Source organism: Mesorhizobium caraganae (assembly GCF_016836705.1).
GTDB lineage: Bacteria > Pseudomonadota > Alphaproteobacteria > Rhizobiales > Rhizobiaceae > Mesorhizobium > Mesorhizobium caraganae.
Window position 1 is genome coordinate 173151 of the sequence record NZ_JAFCGY010000004.1, and the last position, 25272, is coordinate 198422.

Annotated in this window: 21 protein-coding genes, 1 tRNA gene and 1 pseudogene; 8 read left to right on the forward strand and 15 right to left on the reverse strand. The window is 63.2% G+C overall.

Annotation, left to right across the window (positions count from 1 at the left end; translation table 11 throughout):
- Positions 1-83: 83 nt before the first annotated feature.
- Together JQK88_RS12800 and mgtE are read right to left on the reverse strand one after the other, a co-directional pair.
- Entirely contained in the window at positions 84-470 is a 387-nt protein-coding gene (locus tag JQK88_RS12800) for a MerR family transcriptional regulator (RefSeq protein ID WP_112565167.1), read from the reverse strand.
- Positions 471-628: 158 nt separating this feature from the next.
- The gene (gene mgtE, locus JQK88_RS12805; protein ID WP_192257613.1) at positions 629-2047 is read right to left on the reverse strand and encodes a magnesium transporter; all 1419 of its coding nucleotides are present in this window, start codon (positions 2045-2047) and stop codon (positions 629-631) included.
- A gap of 438 nt (positions 2048-2485) precedes the next feature.
- On the opposite strand from mgtE, the gene JQK88_RS12810 reads away from it, so the two are divergent.
- The 5 genes from JQK88_RS12810 to sucD all read left to right on the forward strand — a co-directional run bounded on the left by JQK88_RS12810 (position 2486) and on the right by sucD (position 7534).
- Positions 2486-3106, forward strand: coding sequence for a response regulator transcription factor (locus JQK88_RS12810; RefSeq protein ID WP_203278520.1), 621 nt, complete (start codon positions 2486-2488; stop codon positions 3104-3106).
- A 146-nt stretch (positions 3107-3252) separates the two neighbouring features.
- The gene (locus JQK88_RS12815; protein ID WP_203278472.1) at positions 3253-4443 is read left to right on the forward strand and encodes an aminotransferase class V-fold PLP-dependent enzyme; all 1191 of its coding nucleotides are present in this window, start codon (positions 3253-3255) and stop codon (positions 4441-4443) included.
- An 11-nt stretch (positions 4444-4454) separates the two neighbouring features.
- Positions 4455-5417: an HpcH/HpaI aldolase/citrate lyase family protein gene (locus JQK88_RS12820; RefSeq protein WP_203278473.1), complete on the forward strand. Its 963-nt coding sequence runs from the start codon at positions 4455-4457 to the stop codon at positions 5415-5417.
- An 18-nt stretch (positions 5418-5435) separates the two neighbouring features.
- Positions 5436-6620: a malate--CoA ligase subunit beta gene (locus JQK88_RS12825; RefSeq protein ID WP_023827346.1), complete on the forward strand. Its 1185-nt coding sequence runs from the start codon at positions 5436-5438 to the stop codon at positions 6618-6620.
- A gap of 14 nt (positions 6621-6634) precedes the next feature.
- Positions 6635-7534, forward strand: coding sequence for a succinate--CoA ligase subunit alpha (gene sucD / locus JQK88_RS12830; protein WP_203278474.1), 900 nt, complete (start codon positions 6635-6637; stop codon positions 7532-7534).
- A 45-nt stretch (positions 7535-7579) separates the two neighbouring features.
- On the opposite strand, the gene JQK88_RS12835 is transcribed toward sucD, so the two are convergent.
- Both JQK88_RS12835 and JQK88_RS12840 read right to left on the reverse strand, forming a co-directional pair.
- On the reverse strand, positions 7580-8512 hold the full coding sequence (locus JQK88_RS12835; protein ID WP_203278475.1) for a TauD/TfdA dioxygenase family protein: 933 nt from the start codon (positions 8510-8512) through the stop codon (positions 7580-7582).
- Between the two features lie 389 nt (positions 8513-8901).
- Positions 8902-8986 (reverse strand) — tRNA-Leu (locus JQK88_RS12840).
- Positions 8987-9220: 234 nt separating this feature from the next.
- Between JQK88_RS12840 and lipB the strand changes: the two genes are divergently transcribed.
- On the forward strand, positions 9221-9964 hold the full coding sequence (lipB, locus tag JQK88_RS12845) for a lipoyl(octanoyl) transferase LipB (protein WP_203278476.1): 744 nt from the start codon (positions 9221-9223) through the stop codon (positions 9962-9964).
- Between the two features lie 21 nt (positions 9965-9985).
- On the opposite strand, the gene JQK88_RS12850 is transcribed toward lipB, so the two are convergent.
- The 6 genes from JQK88_RS12850 to mce form a co-directional block, all read right to left on the reverse strand.
- Positions 9986-11236: a site-2 protease family protein gene (locus tag JQK88_RS12850; RefSeq protein WP_203278477.1), complete on the reverse strand. Its 1251-nt coding sequence runs from the start codon at positions 11234-11236 to the stop codon at positions 9986-9988.
- A 659-nt stretch (positions 11237-11895) separates the two neighbouring features.
- Positions 11896-12579 (reverse strand): ABC transporter ATP-binding protein, encoded by a 684-nt coding sequence (locus JQK88_RS12855; RefSeq protein WP_192257624.1) that lies wholly within the window; start codon positions 12577-12579, stop codon positions 11896-11898.
- Entirely contained in the window at positions 12576-13892 is a 1317-nt protein-coding gene (locus tag JQK88_RS12860; RefSeq protein WP_203278478.1) for a lipoprotein-releasing ABC transporter permease subunit, read from the reverse strand. Before JQK88_RS12860 ends, JQK88_RS12855 begins: the two co-directional genes overlap by 4 nt.
- Complete coding sequence (gene proS, locus JQK88_RS12865) at positions 13889-15217, reverse strand: proline--tRNA ligase (RefSeq protein ID WP_192257628.1); 1329 nt, start codon at positions 15215-15217, stop codon at positions 13889-13891. Before proS ends, JQK88_RS12860 begins: the two co-directional genes overlap by 4 nt.
- A gap of 741 nt (positions 15218-15958) precedes the next feature.
- On the reverse strand, positions 15959-16243 hold the full coding sequence (locus tag JQK88_RS12870) for a DUF1467 family protein (RefSeq protein WP_203278479.1): 285 nt from the start codon (positions 16241-16243) through the stop codon (positions 15959-15961).
- A complete protein-coding gene (mce, locus tag JQK88_RS12875) occupies positions 16240-16644 on the reverse strand; it encodes a methylmalonyl-CoA epimerase (protein WP_203278480.1) in 405 nt (134 codons plus the stop codon). The genes JQK88_RS12870 and mce overlap by 4 nt, the downstream gene beginning before the upstream one ends.
- A gap of 184 nt (positions 16645-16828) precedes the next feature.
- On the opposite strand from mce, the pseudogene JQK88_RS36055 reads away from it, so the two are divergent.
- A pseudogene (locus JQK88_RS36055) lies at positions 16829-17074 on the forward strand (hypothetical protein); the annotation flags it as partial.
- 314 nt (positions 17075-17388) lie between these two features.
- A complete protein-coding gene (locus tag JQK88_RS36060) occupies positions 17389-17619 on the forward strand; it encodes an MBL fold metallo-hydrolase (RefSeq protein ID WP_246749821.1) in 231 nt (76 codons plus the stop codon).
- A 123-nt stretch (positions 17620-17742) separates the two neighbouring features.
- On the opposite strand, the gene JQK88_RS12885 is transcribed toward JQK88_RS36060, so the two are convergent.
- The 5 genes from JQK88_RS12885 to nuoL all read right to left on the reverse strand — a co-directional run bounded on the left by JQK88_RS12885 (position 17743) and on the right by nuoL (position 25265).
- Positions 17743-19413, reverse strand: a complete 1671-nt coding sequence (locus JQK88_RS12885; RefSeq protein ID WP_203278481.1) for a ribonuclease J — start codon at positions 19411-19413, stop codon at positions 17743-17745.
- Positions 19414-19504: 91 nt separating this feature from the next.
- On the reverse strand, positions 19505-20326 hold the full coding sequence (locus tag JQK88_RS12890; protein WP_203278482.1) for a biotin--[acetyl-CoA-carboxylase] ligase: 822 nt from the start codon (positions 20324-20326) through the stop codon (positions 19505-19507).
- 5 nt (positions 20327-20331) lie between these two features.
- Positions 20332-21768: an NADH-quinone oxidoreductase subunit NuoN gene (nuoN, locus tag JQK88_RS12895; RefSeq protein WP_192257637.1), complete on the reverse strand. Its 1437-nt coding sequence runs from the start codon at positions 21766-21768 to the stop codon at positions 20332-20334.
- Positions 21769-21786: 18 nt separating this feature from the next.
- Positions 21787-23292, reverse strand: coding sequence for an NADH-quinone oxidoreductase subunit M (locus JQK88_RS12900; RefSeq protein ID WP_192257639.1), 1506 nt, complete (start codon positions 23290-23292; stop codon positions 21787-21789).
- Positions 23292-25265, reverse strand: coding sequence for an NADH-quinone oxidoreductase subunit L (nuoL, locus tag JQK88_RS12905; RefSeq protein ID WP_192257640.1), 1974 nt, complete (start codon positions 25263-25265; stop codon positions 23292-23294). The genes JQK88_RS12900 and nuoL overlap by 1 nt, the downstream gene beginning before the upstream one ends.
- Between the last annotated feature and the right edge of the window lie 7 nt (positions 25266-25272).

A 25272-nucleotide genomic window follows, 5' to 3' on the forward strand; every position in this document is an offset into this window, starting at 1 on the left:
TATACGGGGAGAAGGTCCCGGCAGGGGGATGAGGGGCAGCACCGACCTTCGGAAGTTTGAACCAATAGCCTGCGCAGCGACCCTCAGGTATTAACCCCCAGTTCCACCAACCGCTCGACACAAGACTCCTCCGCCTGGTCGAGCTCCGCCAGCGTCTCCTCAAGGTCGCGCCGCTTCTGGCGCAAATCCTCGCGCTTTTCCTCGATGCGCTTGATCATTAGGTTGAGTTGACCGACCTCGCCGGGCGGCTCCTTGTACATCTGGATGATTTCGCGGATCTCGTTGATCGAGAAGCCGAGCCGTTTTCCGCGCATGATCTGGCGGATCAGATGCCGGTCCGAAGGGCGAAACAGCCTGGTGCGGCCGCGCCGCACCGGTTGCACCAGCCCCTCATCCTCGTAAAAGCGCAGTGTGCGCGTCGACACATCGAATTCGCGCGTCAGCTCGGTGATCGTATAATATTCCCGCATCATTGCTCCAAATGCCGGAACATGAGTCAGCGGCCGCCAGCGCGCCACCTCCCCCAATTCCGATCAACCCGCTCCATACCGGATTCGGCAGGAAGCCCCGACGCAGCGTCGCACGGCATTTACGTAAAAGTCAATTGACAGCACCATGCCCTGTTTCGTCAGGGGACGGCGAACCACCAGGTGGCGAGCCCGAGAAAGGCAAAGAAGCCGACGACATCGGTGACCGTGGTGACGAAAACCGCCGACGCCACCGCCGGATCGATCTTGAACCGGTCGAGCAGCAGCGGGATCAGGATGCCGGCAAGGGCTGCCACGAACATGTTGATGATCATTGCGGCCGCGATGATGCCGCCCAGATTGGGATCGCGGAACCACGCCGCCGCGACGATGCCGATCAGCACCGCGAAAATGATGCCGTTGATGGAGCCCACGCCCATCTCGCGGCGGATGATGCGGCCGGCATTGTAGATGTCGAGGTCTTTCGTCGCCAGCGCCCGCACCGTGACGGTCATGGTCTGCGACCCCGCATTGCCGCCCATGCCGGCTACGATCGGCATCAGCACGGCCAGCGCCACGATATGCTCGATGGTGCGGTCGAACAGCCCGATCACCGAAGCCGCGAGGAACGCCGTCAACAAATTGACCAGCAGCCAGGGAACGCGCGAGCGCGAGGTCGACAGAATGCTGTCGGACAGCTCTTCGTCGCCGACGCCGCCCATGCGCAGCAGATCTTCCTCGGCCTCCTGCTGGATGACGTCGACGACGTCGTCGATGGTCAGCACGCCGACCAGCCGCTCGTTCTCGTCGACGACAGCGGCGGAGAGAAGATCGTATTGCTCGAATTCCCGTGCCGCCTCTTCCTGGTCCATGGTGGCCGGAATGGCATGCCTGGTCTCATGCATGACCTCCCCGACCTTGGTCGCGCGCTTGGTGCGCAGGATCTGGTCGAGGTCGATGGCGCCGAGCAGCTTGAAGCTCGGATCGATGACGAAGATCTGGCTGAAGCGCTCGGGCAGGTTCTTGTCTTCGCGCATGTAGTCTATGGTCTGGCCAATGGTCCAGAACGGCGGCACCGCGACAAACTCGGTCTGCATGCGGCGACCGGCCGTCTCTTCCGGGTAGTCGAGCGAACGGCGCAGCCTGATCCGCTCGGTGAACGGCAGCTGCGACAGGATCTCGTCCTGGTCTTCCTTCTCGAGGTCTTCGAGAATGTAGACCGCGTCGTCGGAATCGAGGTCCTGCATGCCCTGGGCAATCTGCGCATTGGGCATGTTGTCGACGATATCGCGGCGGATCGCCTCGTCGACCTCGGTCAGCGCAGAAAAGTCGAAATCGGCGCCAAGCAGTTCGACCAAAGCGCGGCGCTGTTCGGGATGCAGCGCTTCGAGCAGGTCGCCGAGTTCGGACTGGTGCAGGTCGTCGACTTCGCGCTTCAGCGTCAGCGTGTCGCGATCGGCAATGGCAGCACCGATCTGGGCCAGGAACGACGACAGCACGGCGCCGTCCTCGCCATAGATGTCGGCGTGGGCGTCGTCAGTGGCTTTGGCGCCGCTCGTTTGTTCGTCCTGGCTTTCCACCAGCGCCTCCCGCCATCATCTCTTGGGAAAAGGTGTCCGTCAGGTCTAGACCATGATCTTGAAAACTGGAAACCGGTTTTGGGTCCGGCGCTCAAACAAAAGTAGATAGGGCCGCAACACGATTCGACAACGCAAGCTGTCGCTCTAACGCACGGGAATTTCAAGCGAAATGCCCGCTTGGCCGTCGGCGCCGGTTTGCGCCGATGCGATGGTGTCACCAGGCGCAAAGCCGGTGGATTTCATCAAAACAGGATGCGTTCCGGCTTAAGGCAGCGCGACAGCGCATGTCGCTGGGGAAAGAGCACCCCCGCACGGTTGGGGCAGAATTGTCATGATGCAGGTCCAGGCAATGGCCGGACCCGCCCAGGCCACAACCAGAACAGCCGGAAGCTCTTGAAGATCAGGTCACAGACAGTGAAGGCAATCGAGGAACGGCGCGTGCGCGTGGTCGTCGCCGAACGCAATCCGCTCGTGATATCGGCGCTGCGCGAAATGCTGGACTGCGACGGGCGGTTCGAGCTCCTGGCCTGCGTGCAAAGCGGCAGGCATTTCCTGGAGCTGGCAGCGGAAGGCGAATTCGACGTCGCCGTCATCGGCTGGAAGCTCGCTGACATGGACGGCGCCGATGTGCTGGCCGAGGTTCACAGCCGCAAGCTCGGCGTGCGCATCGCGGTGTTCTCCAACGACCATGACATCGGCATTCTGAAGCAGTGCGTGCGGCTCGGTGCCCAGGGCTACTGCTTCCAGTTCGACGACCCGTCGATCATCTTCGAAACGATCCTGGCCGTCGCGCATGGCCGCATCTGCATCCCCTACATCGACATCAACAAGGTCAACGACACGCCCTTGTCGCAGCTCACCGTGCGCGAGCGCGAGCTGCTGGCGGTGCTGTCCGACGGCTGGACCAATTTGCAGATCGCAACGCGGACGGGGATTTCCGAGAACACGGTGAAATACCACCTCAAGAATCTCTACGACAAGCTCGACGTCCGCAACCGGGCGATGGCCGTCGCACTTTATGCGCGCGAGAGGCGTACCCAGAAGCAGCCTTTCGGGTAGGCAAGCGACAGGCCGCGGGTAGGCCAACCGGGTAGGCCGCCCCCACCCGCACGCGGCAAGATGTTACCCGGCAAGGTGTTGTTGCCATTAGCCGCCGAAACGAAACTCCCCATCACCGCTTTGCTGGATCAGGAGGAGTTCGCGACATGGCCGGTTTCACCCATCTTTTCATTCCCGGACCGACCAACATTCCCGAACAGGTCCGGCAGGCGATGAACCTGCCGATGGAGGATATGCGCGCCGCATCCTTCCCCGATCTCACCTTGCCGCTGTTCGAAGACATCAAGAAGGTGTTCAAGAACGAGACCGGCCGCGTCTTCATCTACCCCTCCTCCGGCACCGGCGCCTGGGAAGCGGCGATGACCAATGTGCTCAGCCCCGGCGACCGCGTGCTGATGTCGCGCTTCGGCCAGTTCTCGCATCTGTGGGTCGACATGGCCGAGCGCCTCGGTTTCGAGGTCGACGTGATCGACTGCGAATGGGGCACCGGCGTGCCGCTGGAACTCTATGCCGAGCGGCTGAAGGCCGACAAGGCGCACCGCATCAAGGCAGTGTTCTGCACCCAGAACGAGACGGCGACCGGCGTCACCAGCGACGTCGCCGGCTGCCGCGCCGTGCTCGACGACGCCAACCACCCTGCTTTGCTCTTCGTCGACGGCGTTTCGTCGATCGGCTCGATCGACTTCCGCCAGGAAGAATGGGGCGTCGACTGCGCCGTCAGCGGCTCGCAGAAGGGTTTTATGCTGCCCGCCGGCCTCGGCTTCCTCTCGGTCAGCAAGAAGGCGCTCGTCGCTTCGAGGAGCGCCACCCACCGGCGCTGCTTTTTCTCCTTCGAGGACATGATCCGCGCCAACGATGCCGGCTATTTTCCTTATACCCCGGCTACGCAGCTCTTACGCGGCCTGCGCGCCTCGCTCGACCTGATCACCGAGGAAGGGCTGGACAACATCTTCGCCCGTCACCACCGCCTCGCTGAAGGCGTGCGCAAGGCGGTCGACGCCTGGGGCCTGAAACTCTGCGCCAAGGCGCCGAAATGGCATTCCGATACGGTTAGCGCCATCCTGGTTCCCGAAGGCATAGACAGCGGCGATGTCGTCAAGCGCGCCTACCAGAAATACCAGACGTCGCTCGGCGGCGGCCTCAACAAGGTGATGGGCAAGGTCTTCCGCATCGGCCATCTGGGCTGGCTGAACGAGGTGATGGTGCTGGCCTCGTTGTCGGCAGCCGAAATGGCGCTGCTCGACTGCGGCGTGCGGCTGGCGCCCGGCTCCGGCGTCGGCGCCGCCATCCAGCATTTCCGCACCTCGCCCGCCGTGCCGGTCGCCGAAGCCGCCTGAGGGAGCCGACTATGAGCCACACCATCAACCATCTGAAGAAACTGAGGCTCCAGCGCAGCGAGCTTGCCGTTCCCGGTTCCAGCCCGGAGATGATCGAAAAGGCCGCGAACAGTGCCGCCGACTTCATCTTCCTCGACATCGAGGACGCGGTCGCGCCGCCCGACAAGGAGCGCGCCCGCAAGAACATCATCCAGGCGCTGAACGACATCGACTGGCGCGCCAAGGGCAAGACCGTCTCGGTGCGCATCAACGGCCTCGACACCCACTACATGTATCGCGACGTGGTCGACGTCATGGAACAGGCCGGCGACCGGCTGGACACGATTTTGGTGCCGAAGGTCGGCGTGCCGGCCGATCTCTATATGGTCGAGGCCATGGTCAACCAGATCGAGATGGCCAAGGGTTACAAGACCCGCGTCGGCCTTGAGGCGCTGATCGAGACAGCGCTCGGCATGGCCAATGTCGAGGCGATTGCCGCGGCCCCCGGCCGGCTGGAAGCGATGCATTTCGGTGTCGCCGACTATGCAGCCAGCTGCAAGGCGCGCACCGTCAACATTGGCGGGCTCAACCCCGACTATCCCGGCGACCAGTGGCATTTCGCTTTGTCGCGCATGACCGTTGCCTGCCGCGCCTACGGCCTGCGCGCCATCGACGGACCGTTCGGCGATTTCTCCGATCCGGAGGGCTATATCGCCGGCGCAAAGCGCGCCGCCGCGCTCGGTATCGAGGGCAAATGGGCGATCCACCCCTCGCAGATCGCGCTTGCCAACGACGTCTTCTCGCCACCGGAAAAAGAGGTCACCCGCGCCAGGCGCATCCTCGAAGTGCTGAAGGAGGCGGAGGCGCAGGGCAAGGGAGCGGCAGCCCTCGACGGCAAGATGATCGACGCCGCGTCGGAGCGCATGGCCAGGAACGTATTGGTGGTCAACGAGGCCATCGAACGCGCCGGCCATGCCCGCGTCGCCACGCATTGACTGTTCAGGGAGGATAAAATGGACATTCACGAATATCAGGCCAAGGAACTGCTGGCGCGCCATGGCGTGCATGTGCCGCGCGGCGGGCTGGCCTACAGCCCCGAGCAGGCAACTTACCGGGCGCGCGAGATCGGCGGCGCCAAATGGGTGCTGAAGGCGCAGGTGCATTCCGGCGCGCGCGGCAAGGCCGGCGGCATCAAGCTGTGCGCCAATGACGAGGAAATCTCCAACGCCGCCGAGGCCATGCTCGGCCGCAAGCTGGTGACCCAGCAGACCGGCCCGCGCGGCAAGCTTATTTCGCGCCTCTACCTCGAGGAAGCCGTCGATATCGCGCAGGAGCTCTATGTCGGTTTCGTCCTCGACCGCAAGGAAGAGCGCGTCATGATCGTGGCCTCGGCCGCCGGCGGCATGGAGATCGAGGACATCGTCGAAAAGGCGCCCAATTCCATCCTGCGCACATCGGTCGATCCCGGCGTCGGCATGCAGCGTTTTCAGGCGCGCGAAATCGCCTTCGGGCTCGGCCTCGACCACAATCTGATCGGCAAGGCGACCGAAACCATCTTCAGCTGCTACCAGGTGTTCCGCGACTACGACGCCTCGATGCTAGAGATCAATCCTCTGGTGGTGACCCGCGACGGTAATCTGATCGCGCTCGACGCAAAAATGTCGTTCGACGAGAACGCGCTGTTCCGCCGCCCGGAAATCTCCGAGCTGCGCGACAAGAGCCAGGAAGACCCGCGCGAAACCTTCGCCAGCGACCGCGGCCTCTCCTATGTCGGCCTCGACGGCAATATAGGCTGCATCATCAATGGCGCCGGCCTCGCCATGGCGACCATGGACATGATCAAGATCGCCGGCGGCGAGCCGGCCAACTTCCTCGACATCGGCGGCGGCGCCTCGCCCGAACGGGTGGCGAAATCCTTCCGCGCCGTGCTCGGTGACAAGAATGTCGAGACCATCCTGGTCAACATCTTCGCCGGCATCAACCGCTGCGACTGGGTCGCCGAGGGCGTCATCAAGGCGATCCGCGAGGTCGGCGTCAACGTGCCGCTGGTGGTCAGGCTTTCCGGCACCAGGGCCGAGGAAGGACGCCGCATCCTGGCCGATTCCGGCGAGGCGGTGATCGTTGCCGACACGCTGGCCGAAGCCGCCGAAAAAGCCGTCGCCGCCTGGCGCGCGGCCACCAAGAAAAAAGCAGCCTGAGGGAGGTCGAGACAATGGCAATTCTGCTCAACCGCAGCACCCGCGTGATCGTGCAAGGGTTTACCGGCAAGATCGGCAGCTTCCACGCCGACGACATGAAACGCTACGGCACCAAGCTGGTCGGCGGCGTCACCCCCGGCAAGGGCGGCCAGAAGCATCTCGGGCTGCCCGTCTTCAACACGGTCAAGGGCGCGGTGCGCGAGACCCGCGCCGAGGCCAGCATCGTCTTCGTGCCGCCGCCCTTTGCCGCCGATTCGATCATGGAAGCGGCGGACGCCGGCATTAAACTCTGCGTCTGCATCACCGACGGCATCCCCTCGCAGGACATGATGCAGGTCAAGCGCTACATGCTGCGCTACCGCTACGAAGACCGCATGCGGCTGATCGGCCCGAACTGCGCCGGCGTCATCACGCCGGGACAGGCGCTGATGGGCATCATGCCTGGCAGCATCTATCTGCCGGGCCGCGTCGGCATTGTCGGCCGCTCCGGCACGCTCGGCTACGAGGCCGCGTCGCAGATGAAGGCGCTCGGCATCGGCGTGTCGACCAGCGTCGGCATCGGCGGCGATCCGATCAACGGCTCCTCCTTCAAGGACATGCTGAAACTGTTCGAACAGGATGACGATACCGACGCCGTTGTTATGATCGGCGAGATCGGCGGACCGCAGGAAGCCGAAGCCGCGATCTGGGCGCGTGACAATATGCGCAAGCCGCTGATCGCCTATATCGCCGGCCTCTCCGCCCCGAAAGGCCGCCGCATGGGCCACGCCGGCGCCATCATCTCGGCCTTCGGAGAGTCGGCGCAGGAAAAGGTGGAGATCCTGAAGGAAGCCGGCGTCATCATCGTGCCGACGCCGTCCTCCTTCGGCGAGGTGGTGGCCGATACGCTGTCGCGGATGAAGAAGGCCGCCTAAACAGCGGCCCCCTCGAATTCAACCGCGCCTCAGGCGACCCAGGCCTCAGGCGGCCTTGTCGGTCGCGGGCTTCGCAACCTTGGTGCGGGTGGCGCTGCGGCGGCCGTCGACGCTGACGGGAATGTCGCCGTCGACCGTGGCGCGACGCACGACCCGGTGCTGATCGCCATAGTCGTTGACTGCGTAGTGCTGCGTGGCCCGGTTGTCCCAGATCGCCACATCGCCGGCTCTCCAGCGCCAGCGGACGGTGTTCTCCGGCGCGGTGACATAGGACTGGAACACCTCGTAGAGCCGCGCGGAATCGCTTTTGGACAGACCGATCAGCCGTTGCACGAAATTGCCGAGCAGCAGTGTGCGCTCGCCTGTTTCGGGATGGACGCGGACAACGGGATGCTCGGTCTCGTAGATCGTCGAGGTGAAGACCTCCTCGAAGTGTTTCTTTTCCGCGGCGCTCGCACGCGGCCGGACCGCCGCGTAGTCGTAGACGTTGCTGTGAACCGCCCAGAGATTGTCCGCGAGCAGCTTCAATGGCTCGGGCAGGTCCTGGTAGGCGGCGGCGGTGTTCGACCAGATGGTGTCGCCGCCGGCCGGCGGTATGACGACGCCGCGAAGAACGGAGAATTTCGGATAGGCGTCAACGAAGGTGACGTCGGTGTGCCACTGATCGGCGCGACCGCCGCCACGGCTCGAATCGAGCTCGAGAATGGACGCCGTTCCCTTGACGGGACCCTGGGTCGGATGCGGCACGAGGTCGCCGAGACGATGCGCGAAGCGCTCCTGCTCGACATCATCGAGATGGGCCTGGTCGCGGAAGAAGACGACCTTGTGCCGCAACAGGATCTGGTTGATCGCTGAGACCGTCTGCTGCGGCAGATCGCCGGAAAGCCGTATGTTCCTGATTTCCGCGCCGACACGCCCCGTAAGCGGGACAATATCGGCTTCCGGAATGGTCTGCTCTACGGGTGCAAGTTTGGGCATGGAAAACCTCTATCCTCTGGACTGCGGGCTGCTGGCAATGCTCCGCCGTTACCGGCCGCGCGCGATCGGCGGGAGCACACCCCCTTCACAGGGAGCTGTCTTGCTTGCTTACGAAAGCGCTGATCGCAACTCAGGGAGGCGAAGGCCGCCAGGACTTGCGAGCAGTACCGAGACCCATTCAAAACGTAATTCTACAAATTCCATAGAAAAAGTGTTATGGGGAAGCGTCCCAACAAGGCAGGAAGCCGTTTCCGGGCAAATGAGCTGCGCTGATGGCGATGCATCCACCATCGGGACCTAGGAGCGCGCGGCGGCTGCCGCAAGCAGCAGGACGTCGCAACCTGATCTCATTAGGATTTAGGCGATTCCGATCGCGATGGATCGGATGTTGGTGCGGTCGAGAAGACTCGAACTTCCACGGGTTGCCCCACAGCGACCTCAACGCTGCGCGTCTACCAATTCCGCCACGACCGCCCGTGGTAGGAGCCGGAACGAACCGGCTCGCGGCGTGTAGCAAATCGTTTCCGGCGAAACAAGGGCGCGGTGCGCAATAATCGCCGGGAATTGGCATAACAGTCGGGAAGGCCGAAATGCGCTGATATCTGGACGTTTCAACCGGATACCGCCATATGAAGGGCAAATGCATTCCGCCCCAGAGCGCAAGGCGGTTTCGGAAGCCGGCATGCATTGCGCGAAAAACGAAAAGCCATGACAGAACGCAGCCAGATCGCCACGTCGTTCCTGCCCTTGCCCGGCTCAGCACCGGTCGAATGGCGCATCGAGCCCGGCCTGACCGGCTACACCGATGCGCTTGCCCTGATGGAAGCACGTGCCGAGGCGATCCGCACCGGTGCCGCCGCCGAGTTGGTCTGGCTGGTCGAGCACCCGCCGCTTTACACCGCCGGCACCAGCGCCCGTATCGAAGACCTGATCGACCCCGACCGTTTCCCGGTCTTCGCGGCCGGACGCGGCGGCGAATACACCTATCATGGGCCAGGCCAGCGGGTCGCCTACGTCATGCTCGACCTGAAGCGCCGGCGCGAGGACGTGCGCGCCTTCGTCGCCGCGCTCGAACAATGGATCATCGGCACGCTCGCCGCCTTCAACGTGCGCGGCGAACGCCGCGAGGACCGCGTCGGCGTCTGGGTGGTGCGGCCCGATCGTCCCTCCCTGCCCGACGGCTCGCCGGCCGAGGACAAGATCGCGGCCATCGGCATCCGGTTGCGGCGCTGGGTGAGCTTTCACGGCATTGCCGTCAATGTCGAACCGGATCTCAGCCATTTCAGCGGCATCGTGCCCTGCGGCGTGCCGGACCACGGCGTCACCAGCCTTGTCGATCTCGGCCTGCCCGTGACCATGGCCGATTTCGACCTGGCGCTGAAATCCGCCTTCGAGGATGTTTTTGGGGCAGCCGAGGCTATTTCTGCCGAACCGGCGCGCAAGGCCGGCTGAAGCCGCATCTCGATCAAACGCTCAGAGAAGCTTGGCCGAGGCCCACAGCAGGCCGTAACCATGAATGGCGAAGACGGCCAATAGCGCGCCAGCCATGGCGAAACGGTCGAAGGTGCCGATCGGCTTCAGTTCGTGGCGCGGCTTTACCCCGCTGCCCACGGTCAGCAGGCTGAGAATGGCAAAGACCGCGCCTGCCACCAGCAGAAAGCCTTGGGAAAAACCAGCGAACCAGCCCACCGCCAGCAAAGCCGAAAGCAAACAGAACGAAGCCAGCGCCAGCGCGATCGGGCCTGGGCAGATCTGGCGCAGCACCTGGCCGCCGTCGAATTTCCACACCGGCACCAGATTGGCGATGTTGAACAGCGCGGCAAAGCCGGCGAGCGTCGCCAGAAGGGCGGCGGCCGGCCGATGCCCCTCGCTAGAAGCGAAGCTGCTGGTGACGATCAGCAGCGGCACCAGGAAAGCGGAAAAGCCGGCGCCCATCAGCGCCACGAAGGCGACCTCGAACCGGCTGTCATAGGGCCGCCCGCCAATAGCGATGCCGCCGAGCAGCGGGATGAAGATCATCCGCGCCTTGCGATGCCCGGTGAGCCGGAAAGCCGCCATATGGCCGAGTTCATGCAGGGCGACCACCGAGGTCAGGATCGCGGCCAGCGCAAAGCCACCGGGATTGAGCCCGAAGAACGGCCACAGAATGAAGGCCGACAGAATGGCAAAGCCGACCTGGCTCAGCGGATGCTCGAACCAGCCGCCTTTGCGATACTGTCCGGTCCTCGCCCAGATCTGCAGCTTACCGAGCTCGCGGCGCATGGCGAAGTAGCGGAACACCAGGAAGGCGACGCCGTGATAGCGGTCGGTCTGGCTGAGCGTCACACGCGTGGCAGCACCTTCCGAGACGAGTTCGGTGGTCTCGTAAAAATCCTTCCAGAACGAAGCATCGAGCGCGGTATCCTCGATGACGCGCATCGAAAACCGACTGCCTTCGACGACGTCTTCGAAGCGCGACCTGCGCTCGATCGGCTGGCCGTCGCGGCCTTCCCAGGACAGCATGATGCGGGTCGTACCCTGCCCGTCCAACGGCTCGGCCGAGAGTATCTCGCCAGACCAGCCGGCGTCGCTGCCGAGCGGCCACAGCGCCTGCCAGAGGCGCTGCCGGTCCATGGCAACCACGCGGCTGAGCCTCACCGTGCGCAAACCGAGCGGCGCGGTCATCAAAAGGAAAATCAGTCCGAGATTGCCGGCCACGAGAAGGGCCGTGATGATCGGCGACACTTGGGCGTTTGCTCCCTGTCTTGACAGGGCACCCTAGCGTCATGGCGGCAAGAAAGGCTTAACAACACAACGCCCTCCTGCCCGCCTCAAAACACTGCGGCGAACCGCAGACTAATCACATGGCGCCGATCCAGACGGCCATGGAAACGAGAAACGCACTCATGCACACCAACGAAACGACGTCCTGAACAAGATCGCTCATAACTCTCTCCTGTTGTTGCTATGTTCGTATTTTGTTCTAATTTTGTTCGAATGTCAAGGACTGGAAAACGGCATGCCGACGAATCCTGACAGCCGGTTTGGACAAGGTTAAGAAAGCGTTGATATGATCAGGGGCGGGATCATGCGGTGGAGGATATCCCCTGCTTCAGGTCGCGAGTTGCTCGCGAATGTCGGCGCTGCCCCTCACCTGCCTGCCGGCATCCTCTCCCCGTATAGTGACGGGGAGAGGGGTCGCTCTCATCGACGATTTCGCCAATCGCCGGCGTTGCAAGATTAAGCGCCGAGGGCGCGGCAGGCCAGTTTCTCCCCGTCACTATACGGGGAGAAATGTCCGGCAGGACAATGAGGGGCGGCGCTGCCTTCGGCAATCTTGCTTGCTCTGAAGGACCTCGCCAAGGAGGCGATCATCCGCAGGCCTCCTGAGCCACTGCCATGCCCTAAAGCGGGACGACCTTACCCTCGTGCAGCGTCACCCGCCGATCCATGCGCGAGGCCAGTTCGTGATTGTGGGTGGCGATCAACGCGGCAAGGCCGGATTGCCTGACCAGCGCGCCCAGCGCCTCGAAGACATAGGAGGCGGTGACGGGGTCGAGATTGCCGGTCGGCTCGTCGGCCAAAAGCAGTAATGGCGCATTGGCGACAGCACGGGCAATGGCGACGCGCTGCTGCTCGCCGCCGGACAGTTCAGACGGCCGGTGCGACGCGCGCTTGCCGATCTGCATGTAGTCGAGCAGTTGCGCCGCGCGCTCCGACGCCTCCTTGCGCGAGAGCCCCTTGATCAGCTGCGGCATCATGATGTTTTCGAGTGCCGAAAATTCCGGCAGCAAATGGTGAAACTGATAGACGAAGCCGACATCGTTGCGGCGGATCGCGGTGCGTTCGTCATCGGACAGCCGTCCGCAGGCGCGGCCGGCCAAAATGACGTCGCCGGCGTCGGGGCGCTCGAGCAGGCCCGCAGTGTGCAAGAGCGTCGACTTGCCGGTGCCCGATGGCGCCACCAGCGCCACCATCTCGCCGCGCTTCAGCGAAAAGTCGGCGCCGTTGAGAATGGTGAGCTTGCGCGGCCCCTGGATATAGTGCCGCTCGACGCTCTTCAGCTCGATAATGATCTCGGACTTCATTCGTATCTCAAGGCCTCGACCGGATCGAGACGGGCGGCCCGCCACGCCGGAAACACGGTTGCCAGGAAGGACAGGCCGAGCGCCATCAGGATGACATAGATAGTCTCGCGCGGGTCCATCTTTGCCGGCAACTGGCTGAGGAAATAGAGCTCCGGATTGAACAGCACCTTGCCGGTCATCCAGGAGAAGAACTGGCGGATGGATTCGATGTTGGTGCAGATCAGCACCCCGAGCAGCACGCCGGCGAGCGTGCCGGTCACACCGATCGCCGCGCCAGTCATCAGGAAGATGCGCAGGATGGCGGCGCGCGAGGCGCCCATCGTGCGCAGGATGGCGATGTCGTGGCCCTTGTCCTTCACCAGCATGATCAGGCCGGAGATGATGTTGAGCGCCGCCACCAGCACGATCAGCGTCAGGATCATGAACATGACGTTGCGCTCGACCTGAAGTGCTGAAAAGAACGTCTCGTTGCGCTGGCGCCAGTCGACCATGTCGATTGGCCGCTGCGCCGCCGCATCGACCAGCGGTTTCAGCGCGTCCACATCGTCGGGATTGTCGACATAGATCTCGATCGTCTGCGCCCTGCCGTCCATGTTGAAATAGAGCTGCGCTTCGGAAAACGGCATGTAGACGATGGAGCTGTCATATTCCGACATGCCGACCTCGAAGATCGCCGCCACCTTGTAGCCCTTCATCCGCGGCGTCGTGCCCATCGGCGTCACATCGCCTTCCGGCGAGATCAGCGTGATGGTGTCGCCGAGCACGAGGCCGAGATTCTCGGCCATGCGCTTGCCGATGGCGACGCCCTCGCCCGAGTCGAAATCGGCGAGCGAACCCTGCTTGACGTTGTTGGCGACGATGGCGATCTTGCCGAGGTCTTCGGCGCGTATGCCGCGCACCAGCGCGCCCATGCCGCCGCCGACATTGCCTTGCGCCAGCACCTGGCCGTCGATCAGCGGAATGGCGTATTTGACGCCGGCCACGCCGTTGATGCGGGCGGCAACCTGCGCGTAGTCCTCAAGCGGCGAATCCAGCGGCTGCACGATCAGATGACCGTTGACGCCGAGGATGCGGGTCAGAAGCTCAGCCCGGAATCCGTTCATCACCGCCATGACGACGATCAGCGTGGCGACACCGAGCATGATGCCGAGGAAGGAGATCGAGGCGATGACCGAGATCACCGTCTCCTTGCGGCGCGACCGCAGATAGCGCCAGGCGACCATGCGTTCGAACATGGAGAACGGGCCAGCGACCGGAGATTTGGCGATCGGCGACTTGGCGACCGAAGGCTTCGTTGCCGCGGCCTCGCTCATGCGATTGCACCGAAGCGTTTCTTGGCCTCCGCGACCGGCAGCGTCTCGCGCTCGCCGGTCCGGCGGTTCTTGATCTCGATCTCGCCGGCGGCAACGCCGCGCGGTCCGACGATCACCTGCCAGGGCAGGCCGATAAGATCGGCGGTGGCAAACTTGCCGCCAGGACGCTGGTCGGTGTCGTCGTAGAGCACGTCCTTGCCGGCGCCGGTGAAGGCGGCATAGAGCTCGCCGCAGACGCGGTCGCAGTCGGCGTCGCCCACCTTCATGTTGATCAGGCCGATGTCGAACGGCGCCACCGCCTCAGGCCAGATGATGCCGTTGTCGTCATGGCTGGCCTCGATGATCGCCGCCACCAGGCGCGATGGGCCGATGCCGTAGGAGCCGCCGGAGACGAAATGATCCTTGCCGTCGGGCCCGGTCACCTTGGCGCCCATCGGCTTCGAATATTTGTCTCCGAAATGGAAGATGTGGCCGACCTCGATGCCGCGCGCCGAGACCCGGTCCGCTTCGCCGAGCTTGTCCCAGGCCGCCTCGTCATGCATCTCGTCGGTGGCGGCATAGGGCGTCGTCCACGTCTTGACGATGTCGGCGATCTCGCTGTCATTGGCAAAGTCGGTGTTTTCGCCGGGCACTTTCAACGACAGATACTCGCGGTCGCAGTAGACCTGGCTCTCGCCGGTGTCGGCCAGGATGATGAATTCATGGCTGAGGTCGCCGCCGATCGGCCCGGTGTCGGCCCGCATCGGAATCGCCTGCAGGCCCATGCGTGTGAAGGTCCGCAGATACGAGACGAACATCCTGTTGTAGGCTGCCTTGGCGCCCTCGAAATCGAGGTCGAAGGAATAGGCGTCCTTCATCAGGAATTCGCGCGAGCGCATGACGCCGAAGCGCGGCCGCACCTCGTCGCGGAACTTCCATTGGATGTGGTAGAGGTTGAGCGGCAAATCCTTGTAGGACTTGACGTAGGCGCGCACGATCTCGGTAACCACTTCCTCATTGGTCGGACCATAGAGCATGTCGCGGTCCTGCCGGTCCTTGATGCGCAGCATTTCCTTGCCATAGTCGTCATAGCGGCCGCTTTCGCGCCACAGATCGGCCGACTGGATGGTCGGCATCAGGATTTCCAGTGCGCCTGCGCGGTTCTGTTCCTCGCGGATGATGCGGCAGACCTTGTCCAGAACCAGCTTGCCCAGCGGCAGCCAGGAAAAGCTGCCCTGCCCCTGCTGGCGGATCATTCCGGCACGCAGCATCAGCCGGTGCGAGACGATCTCGGCCTCGCGCGGATTTTCTTTCAGGATGGGCAGGAAAAACTGCGACAAACGCATGGACAGGTCCGTGAGAGAGGAGGCTGCACCGGAATCGGCGCGCCTGGCTTGCTTGCCCCGGCTTCATAGCTATTTCGTGACGGAATGGAAACCCGACCGGCCGCATCGGCCCGAAATCGCAAAAATCGATTCTTCTTCCAAAGATCTTCGAACCGAAAACGATAATTGCTCAGGTGCAGAGTGATGGCTTGGCTGCAAAGTGCTGACACACGCCTTGCGCGTCTGAGCGACGCAGCGCACCTGGCCACATTAATGCGGCAGCCCCGGTGTTGTTCGTTTCGCAAGCAAAGCCTGCCGCACTATTGTGCACTGCAGCACAGATTGCCCGTTTGCGGGCAAAATTCTGCGTGACAATTTCATCGGGGTTAGGCTAGTGTGCCCCGATAACCGAGAGGGTAGAGAAAAATCTGCTCTCCTACGCGGTCAAAGTCTTGGGAGGATGCGATCTAGGCGCGGTTACCCGCTGCCGCCGGAAACCGGAAAACAGATCGGAACGCGTTTAAATTGCAAGGCCTTGTGCCTTGCATTTTTTTTGCGCAATCATCTGGTTAGATCTGCACGTTCCCAAATCACATGAGCTTGCGCCGGCGTGATCTGGTCGCGATTCTATCAGGAATGGCTATGCTTGCATGCGGGGTTGCTAACCTCAGCCCGAGTGCGCCGAAACTGGAGTTCGATGCTCCGAAAATAGGCACAAACAGCAGCATGCCGCCCGCCCGATTTTGTCGGCGGGAAAAGGTTTTAGTTAGCCGGTGCCTGGCTGGCTTCGGGGATGATGTGCGGGACTTCGCCGAGGCTGTAACCCAGCCCGTGCGTCAGCCCGTAGAAAATGCCCATGACGACAGCCGTGACAATGGTGGTGCGGATCACGGCGCGCAGCATATGCGGCCCGCGCGGGGCACTGGCAACCGTGCCCAGCGTCACGTCGTGATCGTCATCCTGCGTATGCACGCTGAACGGCAGCACGATGAACAGCATCAGCCACCATGTGATGAAGAACAGCGCGGCAAACGAAATCCAGCTCATGCCTGCTCCAGTTCTACCAGCGTGCCGAAGAAATCTTTGGGGTGCAGGAACAGCACCGGCTTGCCGTGGGCGCCGGTTTTGGGATTGCCGTCGCCCAGCACGCGGGCGCCGCTCGCCTTGAGATGATCGCGCGCGGCAAGGATATCGTCGACCTCATAGCAGACATGATGCATGCCGCCCGCGGGGTTCTTCGCCAGGAAAGCCGCGATCGGCGAGCCGTCGCCGAGCGGCTCCAGCAGTTCGATCTTGGTGTTGCCGACATCGACGAACACCACCGTCACGCCGTGCTCCGGCAGTGCCTGCGGCGCGGTGACCTTCGCGCCAAGCGTATCACGATAAGCGGTAATCGCCGCGGCCAGATCCGGCACGGCAAGCGCGATATGGTTCAGGCGTCCCAGCATGAAACCTCCAGCTTCGATGCTGGCGTCTTACGTCAAATCGGCCGGCATCAATAGTCTTTGCCGAGGCGCGCAAGGTCGCACTTGGTGAACCGCCGCCCTGTTCCAATCGATGTCTGCGAAGTAAAAACGGCAATGCCCGATATCCGCTCCCGCGTTTTCAGCTTCGATCTTGGCTCGTTCAAGGTTGCCGCCCTGCTCGACGCCGTCGATCTCCGCGACAATCTGGCGGCTGCCTTCGCCCCCGGGAAATCGCCGGACGCGGTGCGGGAACTCGCCCTCTCGAACTTCATTCGATCCCAACCGCTACGAGCATTGCTTCATCCCGACACTGGTCGACACCGGCGCCGAAAAGATCCTGTTCGACACCGGATTCGGCGATGCCGACAGCTCACTCCTGCAATGCCTGCAAGACCTTGGGCTCCAGCCCGGCGACATCGATTTGGTGGTCATCACGCATGGCCACCCCGACCACATCGGGGGCCTCGTCCACAACGGCGAAGCCGTCTTCAGCCGGGCGCGCTACGTGTTCGGTGCGGCAGAATTCGTCTTCTGGACCGAGGCCGATGCGGTGCGCGAAGCCAGGCTGAGCAATCGCGACCTGTTCCTGCGTGTCTGCGCCGGCCTTGCCGACCGCGCGACATTCGTAGCACCCGGAGACGAGGTTGTGCGGGCATCACCGCCATCGACGCCGCCGGCCATTCGCCGGGACTGCTGGCGTTCCACGTCGAAAGCGACGGACAGCAATTGCTCGTCTGGTCGGACGCCTTCCTGCACTCTGTCGTGTCGATCCAGCGCCCTGAGTGGCATGCCGACCTCGACGACGAGAAGGAGCAGGCCGTCGAGACCCGCAAGCGCCTGTTGAAAATGGCCGCCGACCATCCGCTGCTTGTCGCCGGCTATCATATGCCGTTTCCGGGTCTCGGACACATCGAGCAGGTGGACGGGACGTTTCGCTGGCTTCCCGCCACCAGCTGAACTCCAGCGGATGGCGTCGCCCTAGAGCTATTCCAGGAAAAGTGTGTGCGGTTTTCCGTCCGGAATTGCGTCAAAACAAAGAGATAGAGCGGGTTCGCCGTTTCCGTGAAACGGTGAAACGCTCTAACGCGTGACAAACACCGTCACCAGCGGCTTCTTGCCCCAGGCTTCGTTGGCGGCGCCGCGCACGGCGCGACGCACCGCTTCCTGCACCAGATCGAGGTCCCTGCGGCGCTGGCGCGGGATGGAGTCCACCGCGCCGACGGCCGCGTCGAGCATCAGATCTTCCATGTTCTCGCCACGGGCATCCGCCTCGGCGACGCCGATGGCGACCAGATCGGGATCGCCGGCCAGCTCATATTTGTCGTCGAGCACGACATTGACCGCGACATGGCCGGCGAACGACAGCTTGCGCCGGTCGCGTATGCCCATCGCCTGGTCGGTGCCGATCAGGCGGCCATCCTTGTAGATGCGGCCGAACGGCACCTGGTCGATGATGGTGGCGGGACCGGGAGCGAGCCGCAGCATGTCGCCGTCGCGCACCTGCGCCACCTGGCCGATGCCGGAGGTCGACATCAGCGACCCCTGTGCCACCAGATGCGCGGCCTCGCCATGCACGGGAACGCCGATTTGCGGCCGCACCCACTCATACATCTTGCGCAATTCGCTGCGGCGCGGATGGCCGGAGACATGCACCAGCGCGTCGCCGTCCTCGATGATCTTGATGCCGAGGTCGATCAGGCGGTTCTTGATCTCGAGGATCGCCTTCTCATTGCCGGGAATGGTGCGCGAGGAAAACACCACGGTGTCGCCTGCCGTCAGAGACACCGATTTCATCTCTTCGCGCGAGAGTTTGGCCAGTGCAGCCAGCGGCTCGCCCTGGCTGCCGGTGCAGATGATGACCAGGTTTTCGCGCGGGATGAAACCGAAATCCTCCTCGGCGATGAATTCCGGCAACCCGTCCATGTAGCCGAGTTCACCGGCGACATCGATGACGCGCTTCAGCGAGCGTCCGAGCACCAGGCACTGCCGGCCGGCATCGCGCGCCGCCTTGGCGATCGAGACGATGCGCCCGACATTGGAGGAGAAGGTGGTGACCGCCACGCGGCCGACGGCGCTCTGGATGACGCCCCTCAGCCCCTCACCGACCGCCACTTCCGACGGCGATTCGCCTTCCCGCAACGCATTGGTGGAATCGCAGATCAGCGCCAGCACGCCCTTGTCGCCATAAGCGCGGAAACGAGCCTCGTCGGTTTTGGGACCGATCGTCGGCTCCGGATCGATCTTCCAGTCGCCGGTATGGATAACCGTGCCGGCCGGCGAGGTAATCGCCAGCGACATCGGCTCGGGGATCGAATGCGCCACCGGAATGGCCTCTATTTCGAACGGACCGACGGTGAACTTTTCGCCTGCCCGGTAGATCGTCACCGGGATTTTCGGCGCGCCCTGCTCGCCCTGGCGCTTGGCGTCCAGCAGGCCGGCGCTGAACGGCGTCATCCACACCGGTGCCTTCAGTTTTGGCCAGGTGTCGAGCAGCGCGCCGTAATGGTCTTCATGCGCATGGGTGATGATGATGCCGCGCAGGCCGGCGAGGTTCTCCTCGATGAAGCGCGTATCAGGCAGGATCAGGTCGACGCCCGGATGCGCCGCATCGGGAAAGGTCACGCCGACATCGACGACGATCCACTCGCGCGCACTGGGCGGGCCGTAGCCGTAAAGGGCGAAGTTCATGCCGATCTCGCCGACGCCGCCGAGCGGCACGAAGACGAGTTCGGCGTTTTGCGCTTTCGCCATCAATTTTCCCTTCCCGGCCCTTGCGGCCAGCCCCTTAAGCAATTCCAGGAAAAGTGTGTAACGGTTTTCCCACAGGAATTGCGCACAACAATCAGACTCTTGCCGACGCGACCGCGCCGAAATGCACGTCGCCGGCGGCTACCGTCACAACCGACCCCTCGTCATCGCGGATCACGAAACGGCAGTCCGCGTCAATGGTCTCGAAGGTACCGCGCACCACATTCCCGTCAATCCTGACAGCAACCTCGCCGCCGAGCCCCGCCGCACGCGCCAGCCAGCGCCGCCGGATGGCATCGAGCCCGCGTCCTTCGTCCCACAGCCTGGCATTGTCGGTCCACGCATCCGACAGCGCCAAAAACAGCGTTTCGGCATCGCATGTCGCGCCAAGCGCCTGCAGCGACGTCGCCGGATACGGCATATCAGTGGGATGCGCCACCACATTGACGCCGATGCCGACCGCCACCGCGAAGCGGCCACCGTCGAGAATGGCCGATTCCAGCAGGATGCCGGCAAGCTTGGCGCCGGAGGCCAGCACATCGTTCGGCCATTTCAACTCGAAACGGTTCTTGCCGTCGCTTCCGCCGTCGAGGCCGATAGCGATCCTGCCCTTCGGCACGACGGCATCGAGCGCGTCCGCCAGCGACAGGCCGGCGACGAAACCGAGTGTCGCCGCTAGACGCAACTCACCGCCGGTGATGACGAGCAAAGTCGCGGCCAGATTGCCTTCGGGCGACACCCAGGCACGGCCACGCCGGCCGCGCCCGCTTTCCTGCTTTCTGGAAACGACCCACAATTTGCCGGGGTCGCCTGCCCTGGCATGGTCCAGCGCCACCGTGTTGGTGGAGCCGATACTGTCATGGGCCTCGAGCCGGAACCCTTCCGTCTCAGAGGTTGGAGCCAGCCGAAATGCCATCCCGCTCAGAAAAATGTCTTGGCGGCGGCTTCGGCGTAGGTCGCGATCGGACCGCCGATCAGCACGTAGAACAGCACGAAGGCGCCGGAAACGCCGAGCACGAGGCGCAGTTCACTGGCCATCGGCACGAAGCCGCCGGCCGGTTCGTCGAACCACATGATCTTGATGATGCGCAGATAGTAATAGGCGCCCACCACCGAAGCCAGCACGCCGATGATCGCCAGCGCGTAAAGATTGGCGTTGATGGCGGCGAGGAAGACGTACCACTTCCCCCAGAAGCCGGCGAGCGGCGGGATGCCGGCCAGCGAGAACATCAATATGGTCAGGATCGTCGCCATGATCGGGTTGGTCGACGAGAGACCGGCGAGATCGCTGATCTGCTCGACATTGCCTTCCTTGCGCCGCATGGCGAGGATGAAGGCGAAAGTGCCGAGCGTCATCACCAGATAGATCAGCATGTAGATGGCGACGCCGCGCACACCGGCCTCGCTGTTGGCGGCAAGACCGACCAGCGCATAGCCCATATGGCCGATCGAGGAGTACGCCATCAGTCGCTTGATGTTGGTCTGGCCGATGGCGGCAAAGGCGCCGAGCGCCATCGAGGCGATCGAGATGAAGACGACGATCTGCTGCCAGTCGGAAGCGATCGGCTTGAACGCGCCCATGGTGACGCGCACGATCAGCGCCATCGCCGCCATCTTGGGGGCTGCCGCCAGGAACGCCGTGACCGGCGTCGGTGCGCCCTCATAAACGTCGGGCGTCCACATATGGAACGGCACCGCCGAAATCTTGAAGGCAAGGCCGGCCAGCACGAAGACCAGGCCGACGACGAGGCCAAGCTGGCGCTCGCCGCTGCCCAAGGCCGAGGCGATTTCCTGGAAGCCGACATTGCCGGTGTAGCCGTAGACCAAGCTGATGCCATAGAGCAGCATGCCCGACGACAGCGCGCCGAGCACGAAGTACTTCAGGCCGGCCTCGGTCGAGCGCAGATTGTCGCGGTTGATCGCCGCCAGCACATAGATCGCCAGCGATTGCAGTTCGAGGCCGAGATAGAGCCCGATCATGCCGTTGGCCGAGATCATCAGCATCATGCCGAGCGTGCAGAGCAGGATCAGCACCGGGTATTCGAACTTGTCGAAATGCTCCTGCTTGGCAAAGCGCATCGACATCATCAGCGTCACCGCCGAACCGATCAGTGACAGCACCTTCATGAAGCGGGAAAACGGATCCTGGACAAAGGCGTTGCCGTAGGCTGCGCCCTGCCCCGTGGAAAAGACCAACCATAGGCCCGATACCACCAGCACGGCGACGGCAAGGCCGGTCACCACGTTGACGGTGTTGGCGCGCGAATAGGCGCCGACCATCAACAGCGCCAGCGCGCCGATGGCGAGGATCAGCTCCGGCGTCGAGAGCGAAAGGCTGGAGTAAAGGTCCGGCGTCATGGTTCGCAAAACCTCTGGTCAGTTCGCCGCCGCGGTCTGCGCGGCGCCGATGGATGCGGTGACATTGGTGACGAGCGCCTTGACCGACTGGGCCGTGGCATCGAAGACGGGAGCGGGATAGACGCCGAAGAAGATGACCAGCACGACCAGCGGGTAGATGATCGCCTTCTCGCGCGTCGAGAGATCAAGCAGGCCCTTCAGGCTTTCCTTGGTCAGCGCGCCGAAGATCACCCGGCGATAGAGCCAGAGCGCGTAGGCCGCCGACAGGATAACGCCGGTGGCGGCGAAGAACGCCACCCAGGTGTTGACCTTGAACACGCCGAGCATGGTCAGGAACTCGCCGACGAAGCCTGACGTGCCGGGCAGGCCGACATTGGCCATGGTGAAGACCATGAACACGGTGGCGTATTTCGGCATGTTGTTGACCAGACCGCCATAGGCGTCGATCTCGCGTGTGTGCATGCGGTCATAGATGACGCCGACGCACAGGAACAGCGCGCCGGACACCAGACCGTGCGACAGCATCTGGAAGATCGCGCCCTGCACGCCTTCCTGGTTCATGGCGAAGATGCCCATAGTGACGAAGCCCATATGGGCGACCGAGGAATAGGCGATCAGCTTCTTCATGTCCTCCTGCATCAGCGCCACCAGCGAGGTGTAGATGATGGCGACGACCGACAGCGTGAACACCAGTGGCGCAAACATCTCCGACGCCAGCGGGAACATCGGCAGCGAGAAGCGCAGGAAACCGTATCCGCCCATTTTGAGCAGGATGGCGGCCAGGATCACCGAGCCCGCCGTCGGCGCCTCGACGTGCGCGTCCGGCAGCCAGGTGTGCACCGGCCACATCGGCATCTTCACGGCGAAAGAAGCGAAGAAGGCGAGCCATAGCCATGTCTGCATGCTGGCCGGGAAATTGTGGGTCAAAAGCGTCGGGATGTCGGTGGTGCCGGACTGGAAGAACATCGCCATGACGGCGAGCAGCATCAGCACCGAGCCGGCCAGCGTATAGAGGAAGAACTTGAACGAAGCATAGACGCGGCGCTTGCCGCCCCAGACGCCGATGATGATGAACATCGGGATCAGGCCGGCTTCGAAGAAGACGTAGAACAGCACGATATCGAGCGCGCAGAACACGCCGATCATCAGCGTTTCCAGGAGCAGGAAGGCGATCATGTAGGCCTTGACGCGCTTGTCGATCGCTTCCCAAGACGCCAGGATGCAGAGCGGCATCAGGAACGTCGTCAGGATGACGAACAGCATCGAAATGCCGTCGACGCCCATATGGTAGGAGATGCCGGAATCCAGCCAGGCGAACTTCTCGACGAACTGGAAGCCGGCCTGCGAATTGTCGAAGCCGGTCCAGATGAACAGCGAGATGATGAAGGTGGCCGCCGTCGTTGTGAACGCGATGGCGCGGATGTTGCGGCGTGCGTTTTCGCTGTCGTCCCGGATGAACAGGATCAGCAGCACACCAACCAGCGGCAGGAAGGTGACCAGCGAGAGGATTGGCCAGGCGGTCATCAGAGCATCATCCAGGTGACGAGTGCGGCCACGCCGATCAGCATGGCGAAGGCGTAGTGATAGAGGTAGCCGGTCTGCAGCTTGACGACGCGGTTGGTGACGTCGACGACGCGCGCCGAAACGCCGTCCGGCCCGAGCCCGTCAATGATGGTGCCGTCGCCGGTCTTCCACAGGAACCTGCCCAGCGCCTTGGCCGGCCGCACGAACAGGACGTCGTAGAGCTCGTCGAAATACCATTTGTTGAGCAGGAAGGCATAGAGCAGGCGATGGTTGGCGGCGACACTCCGGGGCAGTTCCGGCGAGCGTATGTAGAACTTCCAGGCGACGGCAAAGCCGATGACCATGGCGACGAACGGTGCCAGCTCGACCCACAGCGGCAATTCGTGGATATCGTGCAGGATGTGGTTGTCCGGCAGGGTGAACAGCGACGCCTTCCAGAACTCGGCATAGCCCTCGCCGATGAAGGCGTTGTGGAAGATGATGCCGGCAAACAGCGCGCCCGCGGCCAGGATGAACAGCGGCACCAGCATCACCGGCGGCGATTCATGGACGTGGTGCATGACGTCGTGGCTCGCCCGCGGCTCGCCGTGGAAGGTCATGAAGATCAGCCGCCAGGAGTAGAACGAGGTGAAGCAGGCGGCGATGACCAGCAGGATGAAGGCGAGGCCGGCGACCGAATTGTGCCCGGCAAGGGCAGCCTCGATGATGGCGTCCTTGGAGAAGAAGCCGGCGGTGCCGATAACGGTCACCGGAATGCCGACGCCGGTCAGCGCCAGCGTGCCGATCACCATCATCCAGTAGGTCTTCGGAATGAGCGTCCGCAGGCCACCCATCTTGCGCATGTCCTGCTCGTCGGAGACGGCATGGATGACCGAGCCCGAACCGAGGAACAGCAGCGCCTTGAAGAAGGCGTGCGTGAACAAGTGGAAGATGGCGGCGCCATAAGCGCCGACGCCGAGCGCGACGAACATGTAGCCGAGCTGCGAGCAGGTCGAATAGGCGATGACGCGCTTGATGTCGTTCTGCACCAGGCCAACGGTCGCCGCGAAGAAGGCGGTGAAGGCGCCGATGAAGGTGACCACCGTCAGCGCCGAATGCGACAGCTCGAACAGCGGCGACAGGCGCGCCAGCATGAACACGCCGGCCGTGACCATGGTGGCGGCATGGATGAGGGCGGAGACCGGCGTCGGGCCTTCCATGGCGTCCGGCAGCCAGGTGTGCAGCGGCACTTGCGCCGACTTGCCCATAGCGCCCATGAACAGTAGCAGACAGACAATGGTCATGGCCGAGTGCTTGTCGAGCGCGTAGCCAAGGAAGGTGAGAACGGCAGCACCGTGCTCAGCGCCTTCGGCCGGAATGAACGTCGCGGCATTGGCGAAGATGGTGCCCAGATTGACCGAGCCGAACAGCACGAAGACGCCAAAGATGCCCAGCGCGAAGCCGAAATCGCCGACGCGGTTGACGACGAAGGCCTTGATGGCCGCGGCATTGGCCGACGGCTTCTTGTACCAGAAACCGATCAGCAGATAGGAAGCGAGACCGACGCCCTCCCAGCCGAAGAACATCTGCACCAGATTGTCGGCCGTCACCAGCATCAGCATGGCGAAGGTGAACAGCGACAGATAGGCAAAGAAGCGCGGCCGGTTCGGGTCGTGGTGCATGTAGCCGATCGAATAGATGTGAACCAGCGCCGACACGGTGTTGACCACCACCAGCATCACCACCGTCAGCGTGTCGATCCTGAGCGCCCAGGAGGCGTCCAGCCCGCCCGACTGGATCCAGCGCAGCACCGGCACGGTGAACACCTCGCCCTCGCCGAAGCCGACGGAGAAGAAGGCGACCCAGGACAGCACGGCCGAAATCACCAGGAAGCCAGAGGTGATGTATTCCGATGCCTTGGCGCCGAGCGAATTGCCGAACAGGCCGACAATCAGGAAGCCCAGCAGCGGAAGGAAGACGATCGCTTGATACATAACTGCC